We start from the raw sequence: 7,163 nt of genomic DNA on the forward strand, positions 1-7,163 counted from the left end.
AGCAGGGTCACTGGCCCGTGACGATAGTCGTAGGGAACGGTCACTGTCTGCCCCGGCCCCCGGCAGCGCGCTCGGCGCCCGCCCGGAGGCCGCCGACAGCACCGGTGGGACAGGGGGCGGCGGCCGCCCCGCGGGGCGGCCGTCCCCTCAGTCCGTGGTCGCGTGCCGTGCCCTGGCGCACAGCTCCGCCAGGCCTTCGGCCGTCACCGGCGAGACGACGCCCTCCTCCGTGACGATCGCCGTGACCAACTCGGGCGGCGTCACGTCGAACGCCGGGTTGTACGCCTGCGTCCCCAGGGGCGCCACCGGGATCCCGCCCCCCGCTCCCGACACCGGCGCCTGCGGCGCGGCCATCTCCGTCACCTCGAAGCCGGGCCGCTGCTCGACCTCGATGGACGCCCCGTCGGCGGTGTCCGGGTCGACCGTCGTCAGCGGCGCCACCACGATGAACGGCACATGGTGGTACCGGGCGAGCACGGCGAGCGGATAGCTCCCCACCTTGTTGGCCACGGACCCGTCGGCCGCGATGCGGTCGGCCCCGATCAGCACGGCGTCGACCTCGCCGGCCGCGAACAGCGACCCCGCCGCGTTGTCGGTGAGCAGCGTGCAGGCCATGCCGCTGCGCGCGGCCTCGTACGCCGTCAGCCGGGCGCCCTGCAGCAGGGGACGGGTCTCGTCCATCCACAGCCGTCGCAGCCGGCCCGCCCGGTGCGCCGCGAGAGCCACCGCGAAAGCGGTCCCCTCGCCTCCCGACACCAGCGCACCGGTGTTGCAGTGCGTGAGGACACGGTGTCCGCCGCCGGGCAGCAGCTCGTCGAGGAACGCCAGCCCGTGCTCGGCCATCCGGGCACTGGCCTCGGCGTCCTCCCGGTGCAGTTGCCGCGCCGCGGCCAGGGCGGCACGGGCCCCCTGCTCCGGGCTGCCGCCCCTGGCGACCTCCGCCTGGTAGGCGTCGCGGGCGCGGCGCACCCCGACGGACAGGTTCACCGCGGTGGGCCGGGCGCCCGCGAGCGCGCTCGCGGCCTCGTCCACGGCGAAGCCGCGCGCGGCGGCGAGCGCGACGCCGTACGCCCCGGCGATCCCGAGCAGCGGCGCCCCGCGCACGGCGAGCGAACCGATCGCCTCCACCAGCGCCGACGCGTCCGTACAGACCAGTTCCACCTCCTCGGCCGGCAGCCTCGTCTGGTCGAGAAGCACCAGCACGGGGCCTTCGGGTGGTTCCTCCCAGCGGATCGCCGGTACCTCGGTGGGCCGCTTGTCATCGCCGGATTGCGCGTACTGATCAGCCATGCCGTCAGTGTGCCCGTTATCGGCCGGACAATCGAAGGCGTGCAGCCCGGACCGCGGCCGATCCGCCGTCGACCACCCCATGGCACGATGGCTCCCAACCTGCCGCCGCGACCGCGGACGGGCACCGTGAAGGAGCGACGATGAACGACACTCCGGGCTGGGCCTCGCCCGGATCCGCCCCGTCCGACGGACAGGAGCCCGGGACGTCCACGCCTCCCGAGCCCACCGACCGGCCCGGCGGCACGCAGCCCGCGGACCGGCCGGCCCCGAACCCGCAGGGCCCCGGCACGCAGTGGTCCCCGCAGCAGCCGCCGCCCGGCCAGTGGTCCGCGCCGACAGGCGCCCACAACCCGGGCCAGGCCCCTCCGCCACCGCCCCCAGCCACCGGCTGGGGCACCCGCCCGCCCGCCGGCCCCGGTGGTTACGGCGGATACGGCACTCCCGGTGGCTGGGGCGGCGGCTGGGGCGGCCCTCCGCCTGCGGCCAAGCCGGGCGTCATCCCGCTGCGCCCGCTCGGCGTGGGGGAAATCCTCGACGGCGCCGTCTCCACCATGCGCACCTACTGGCGCACGGTGCTCGGCATCTCCCTGACCGTCGCCGTCGTCGTGGAGGTCGTCGTCGTCCTCCTGCAGGGCCTGGTCCTGGACGGGTCCACGAGCACGGCCGCGCTCGGCGACCCGAGCGCCACGGTCGACGAACAGCTCGACGCCATGGGCTCCGTCCTGCTCGACTCCGGTGTCGTCTTCCTGGTCAGCCTGGTCGGCACCATCACGGCGACCGCGCTCCTGACCGCCGTCACCAGCCGCGCCGTCCTCGGCAAGCCGGTCACCAGCGGCGAGGCGTGGCGCGACGCCCGCCCCCAGCTGCTCAAACTGTTCGGCCTGATCCTCCTGCTGCTGCTGGGAGTGACCGCTGTCGCCGTCGTCTGCGTCCTGCCGGGCGCCCTCCTGGGCGGCGCCGCGGGCGATGCCCTCACCGCCATGGGCAGCATCGGATCGGTCGTCCTCGCGGTGTCGCTGCTGGTCCGCTTCTCCCTCGCCTCGCCGGCCCTGATGCTGGAGAAGCAGGGCATCAAGAAGGCCCTGTCCCGGTCCGCGAAGCTCGTCCGCGGCTCCTGGTGGCGGGTCTTCGGCATCCAGGTGCTCTCCCTGATCATCGCCAACCTCGTCGCCATGATCATCGCCGTGCCCTTCGCCCTGCTCGGCGCCGCCCTCGGTCCCGGCGGCCTCAGCGCCTTCACGGACACCGACACCGAGCTCGGCTGGACGTACCTCATCGTCAGCGGCATCGGCTCGGTCATCGGCTCCCTCATCACGTTCCCGATCACGGCGGGTGTCGCCGTACTCCTCTACGTCGACCAACGCATCCGCCGCGAGGCCCTCGACCTCGACCTGGCCCGCGCCGCCGGCGTCCAGGGCTACGGAACCCCCACCCCCGGCACCACCCCGGGGAGTTGATGCGGTGAGGCTTGCGGGGGGAGTTCTCACAGCGGCACCGCCCGGCCCGGCCCGCACGGCCCTGTCGGGCGCCGCCGACCGCGCCGGGCACGCCTTGTCGTGGGCGCGCTCGGGCGGCGAACCACCGGTGACCGTCCCCCGTGACCCCGCACGCGAGGCGGCCCGCCGCGAGCTGTCCAAGCGGCTGTACCACGAGAACGATCCCGGCCTGTTCGAACGCGCACTGAACACCTTCTGGGACTGGCTCGACGACCTCTTCGGCGCCGCCTCGACCGCCGCCCCAGGCGGAGTCCTCGGCCTGGTGGTCATCGTCCTGGCCGTCTCCGCCGCGGCGGCCGCGCTGTGGTGGCGCCTCGGAACCCCCGGCCGACGACCCGCCTCCACGGCGGCCCTGTTCGACGACCGTCCCCGCAGCGCCGCCGACCACCGTGCGGCCGCCGAGGCGCACGCCACCCAAGGCCACTGGAACCAGGCCGTCCAGGAACGCATGCGCGCCGTCGTCCGCTCCCTGGAGGAACGGGTCCTCCTCGACACCCGCCCCGGCCGCACCGCCGACGAGGCCGCCGCGGAAGCCGGACGCGCCTTCCCCGCCCACACCGGCCGCCTCCGCTCCGCCGCTCGCGACTTCGACGACGTCACATACGGCGGCCGCACCGCCACCGAGCAGGCGTACGCCCGCATCGCCGACCTCGACCGCGACCTGGACGGCACCGAACCCCACCTCGCGCACGACAGCGTCCCCACCGCCGCCCGGAACACCCGCCAGGGCGCCGAATGACCACCGCGGCCACGCCCCCGGCCACCTCGGCCTCGCGCACCGCCCGCCAGGTGTGGACCCGCTCGCGCGGCGTCGTCCTCGCCTTCGCGCTCCTCCTGGCCGGCGCGGGGGTCCTCGCCACCCTGCGCTCCGACGCCCGCCACAGCGCCCTCGACCCCCGCTCCGGGGACCCCCACGGCAGCCGCGCCGTCGCCGAACTGCTCGCCGACCACGGCGTTTCGACCCGCGTCGTCACCACCTTGGCCGAGGTCCGCGCCGCGACGGGCCCCGACACCACCCTCCTGGTCGCCGCCCCCGACCTGCTGACGGAACACCGTCGGCGGGAACTGCGCTCGGCGACAGCCGGCTCCGGCGGCCGCACGGTCCTCGTCGCCCCCGGGGCCCGGTCCGTCGAAGCCCTCGCCCCCGGCGTCACCGCGGACCCCGCCACCAGCCGCACCTCCACCCTCGCCCCCGACTGCGCGCTGCCCGCCGCACAGCGCGCCGGCAGCGCCGACACCGGCGGCATCCGCTACACCACCACCCGACGCGACGCCGACGCGTGCTACCCCAGCAACCGCCTGGCCACCCTGGTCCGCGTCCCGGACACCACCGGCGACGGCGACACCGTCGTCCTCGGCGCGCCCGACATCTTCCACAACGACCGCCTCGACGAGCAGGGCAACGCCTCCCTCGCCCTCCAACTCCTCGGCTCCCGCCCCCATCTGGTCTGGTACCTCCCCTCGCTCCCCGACACCTCAGCCGCCGACCAGGACGAGGAAAAGAGCTTCTTCGACCTGATCCCCTCCGGCTGGCTCTGGGGCACACTGCAACTCTTCGTCGCGGCAAGCCTCGCCGCCCTCTGGCGGGCACGCCGGCTCGGGCCCCTCGTCCCCGAAAAACTCCCCGTCGCGATCCGCGCCTCCGAAACCGTCGAAGGCCGCGCCCGCCTCTACCGCAGGGCCGACGCGCGCGACCGCGCGGCCACCGCTCTTCGCTCCGCCACCCACACCCGCCTCGCCCCTCTCGTAGGTGTCCCCGTCGCCCGGGCCCACACGCCCGAGACCCTCGTCCCGGCCCTGTCCACCCACCTCGACGGCGACGGACAGTCTCTGCACTCCCTGCTCTTCGGCCCGCCACCCGCCGACGACACGGGCCTGATCACCCTCGCCGACCAACTCGACGCCCTCGAAAGAGAGGTACGCCGTCCATGATGGACCCGACCACTGACAACGCCGGGACCACCGGGGACCCGGGCAGTGCCCGCGCCTCCCTGGAAGCCCTGCGCGCCGAGATCGCGAAGGCCGTGGTCGGCCAGGACCCCGCCGTGACCGGCCTCGTCGTCGCCCTCCTCTGCCGCGGACACGTACTCCTCGAGGGAGTCCCCGGAGTGGCCAAGACACTGCTCGTCCGCGCCCTCGCTTCCGCACTGGAACTCGACACCAAACGCGTCCAGTTCACCCCCGACCTCATGCCGAGCGACATCACCGGCTCCCTCGTCTACGACAGCCGCAGCGCCGAGTTCTCCTTCCAGCCGGGTCCGGTCTTCACCAACCTCCTTCTCGCCGACGAGATCAACCGCACCCCGCCGAAGACCCAGTCCTCCCTCCTCGAGGCCATGGAGGAGCGCCAGGTCACCGTCGACGGCACCGCCCGCCCCCTCCCCGACCCGTTCCTGGTCACCGCGACCCAGAACCCGGTCGAGTACGAAGGGACCTACCCCCTCCCCGAAGCCCAGCTGGACCGCTTCCTCCTCAAGCTCACCGTCCCGCTCCCCTCCCGCCGGGACGAGATCGACGTCCTCACCCGCCACGCCGAGGGCTTCGACCCCCGTGATCTGCGCGCCGCCGGCGTCCGCCCGGTGGCCGGCCCCGCGGACCTCGAAGCGGCCCGCGCCGCAGTCGCCGGCACCACCGTCTCCCCCGAGATCACGGCCTACGTCGTCGACATCTGCCGAGCCACCCGCACATCCCCCTCCCTCTCTCTCGGCGTGTCCCCGCGCGGCGCAACGGCTCTCCTCGCCACCGCCCGCGCCTGGGCCTGGCTCACCGGCCGGGACTACGTCATCCCCGACGACGTCAAGGCCCTCGCCCTTCCCACCCTCCGGCACCGCGTCCAGCTCCGCCCGGAGGCCGAAATGGAAGGCGTCACCGCCGACTCGGTCATCACCTCGGTCCTCGCCCACGTCCCCGTCCCCCGCTGATGGCACTCACCGGACGCACCGCCCTCCTGGCGGCCCTGGGCGCTCTTCCCGTCGGCATCTGGGCGCCCAGTTGGACAGGCATCCTCGCCGTCAACGCCCCCCTGGCCATCGCCTGCGCCTGCGACTTCGCCCTCGCGGCCCCCGTACGCCGCCTGCGCCTGACACGCTCCGGCGACACCTCCGTACGCCTCGGCGACACGGCGGACGTCACCCTCACGGTCACCAACCCCTCCCGCCGCCTGCTGCGCGCCGCCATCCGCGACGCCTGGCCACCCAGTAGCTGGCAGCACGGCACCGAAATCGCCGCTTCCCGTCACGAGACCACCGTCCCCGCCGGCGAGCGCCGCCGTATCACCACCCGGCTACGCCCCACCCGCCGCGGCGACCGCCACGCCGACCGCGTCACCATCCGCTCCTACGGCCCCCTGCGCCTCTTCTCCCGCCAGGGCACCCACACGATCCCCTGGTCCGTACGGGTTCTTCCCGCCTTCACCAGCCGCAAGCACCTGCCCTCGAAACTCGCTCGTCTGCGTGAACTCGACGGCCGCACGAGCGTCCTGACCCGTGGCGAAGGCACGGAATTCGACAGTCTGCGCGAGTACGTGCCCGGCGACGACACCCGGTCCATCGACTGGCGCGCCACAGCACGGCACACCACGGTCGCCGTCCGCACCTGGCGTCCCGAACGCGACCGCCACGTCCTCCTGGTCCTCGACACCGGCCGCACCTCCGCGGGCCGCGTGGGCGACGCACCCCGCCTCGACGCCTCGATGGACGCGGCCCTGCTCCTGGCCGCCCTGGCATCCCGCGCCGGCGACCGCGTCGACCTCCTCGCCTACGACCGCCGCGTACGCGGCCTCGTCCAGGGCCGCACAGCCAGAGAGACCCTCCCCTCCATGGTGAACGCGATGGCATCCCTCGAACCGGAACTGGTCGAGACAGACGCTCGCGGTCTCACCGCCACAGCACTGCGAACGGCCCCCCGCAGCTCACTGATCGTCCTGCTGACCACGCTCGACACCGCGCCGGTCGAAGAGGGCCTCCTACCTGTCCTCCCGCAACTCACCCGACGCCACACCGTCGTGGTGGCCTCGGTGGCCGACCCGCACATCGCCCGCATGGCCGCATCCCGCGGAACCACCGAAGCGGTCTACCAAGCAGCGGCCGCAGCCCAGGCGCAATCAGAACGGTCCCGCACAGCAGAGCAACTCCGTCGGCATGGAGTCACCATCGTCGACGCCACCCCGGAGGAACTGGCGCCGGCACTGGCCGACGCCTACCTGACACTGAAAGCAGCAGGTCGCCTGTAAAGCAAAAAAGGGCCCCCTAAAGGGAGCCCTTACATCCGGAAAACAACCGTGAACGCAGGAAACCCCCGTGCCATCGGCACGGGGGTTTCCCGGAAAGATTGTTCGGCGGCGTCCTACTCTCCCACAGGGTCCCCCCTGCAGTACCA

General features: G+C 73.8%; 6 protein-coding genes. 5 read left to right on the forward strand and 1 reads right to left on the reverse strand.

Annotation, left to right across the window (positions count from 1 at the left end; translation table 11 throughout):
* Positions 1–147 precede the first annotated feature (147 nt).
* Complete coding sequence (gene mtnA, locus AB0N31_RS30765; protein ID WP_366061736.1) at positions 148–1,290, reverse strand: S-methyl-5-thioribose-1-phosphate isomerase; 1,143 nt, start codon at positions 1,288–1,290, stop codon at positions 148–150.
* 140 nt (positions 1,291–1,430) lie between these two features.
* On the opposite strand from mtnA, the gene AB0N31_RS30770 reads away from it, so the two are divergent.
* The 5 genes from AB0N31_RS30770 to AB0N31_RS30790 all read left to right on the forward strand — a co-directional run bounded on the left by AB0N31_RS30770 (position 1,431) and on the right by AB0N31_RS30790 (position 7,017).
* Entirely contained in the window at positions 1,431–2,747 is a 1,317-nt protein-coding gene (locus tag AB0N31_RS30770; protein WP_366061737.1) for a hypothetical protein, read from the forward strand.
* Between the two features lie 61 nt (positions 2,748–2,808).
* Entirely contained in the window at positions 2,809–3,525 is a 717-nt protein-coding gene (locus AB0N31_RS30775; RefSeq protein ID WP_366061743.1) for a DUF4129 domain-containing protein, read from the forward strand.
* Positions 3,522–4,718, forward strand: a complete 1,197-nt coding sequence (locus AB0N31_RS30780; RefSeq protein ID WP_366061738.1) for a DUF4350 domain-containing protein — start codon at positions 3,522–3,524, stop codon at positions 4,716–4,718. The genes AB0N31_RS30775 and AB0N31_RS30780 overlap by 4 nt, the downstream gene beginning before the upstream one ends.
* Positions 4,718–5,707, forward strand: coding sequence for a MoxR family ATPase (locus AB0N31_RS30785; RefSeq protein ID WP_366061739.1), 990 nt, complete (start codon positions 4,718–4,720; stop codon positions 5,705–5,707). The genes AB0N31_RS30780 and AB0N31_RS30785 overlap by 1 nt, the downstream gene beginning before the upstream one ends.
* Complete coding sequence (locus AB0N31_RS30790; protein ID WP_366061740.1) at positions 5,707–7,017, forward strand: DUF58 domain-containing protein; 1,311 nt, start codon at positions 5,707–5,709, stop codon at positions 7,015–7,017. Before AB0N31_RS30785 ends, AB0N31_RS30790 begins: the two co-directional genes overlap by 1 nt.
* Positions 7,018–7,163 lie beyond the last annotated feature (146 nt).

The sequence above is a fragment of the Streptomyces sp. NPDC051051 genome, from assembly GCF_040682975.1.
Classification (GTDB): domain Bacteria; phylum Actinomycetota; class Actinomycetes; order Streptomycetales; family Streptomycetaceae; genus Streptomyces.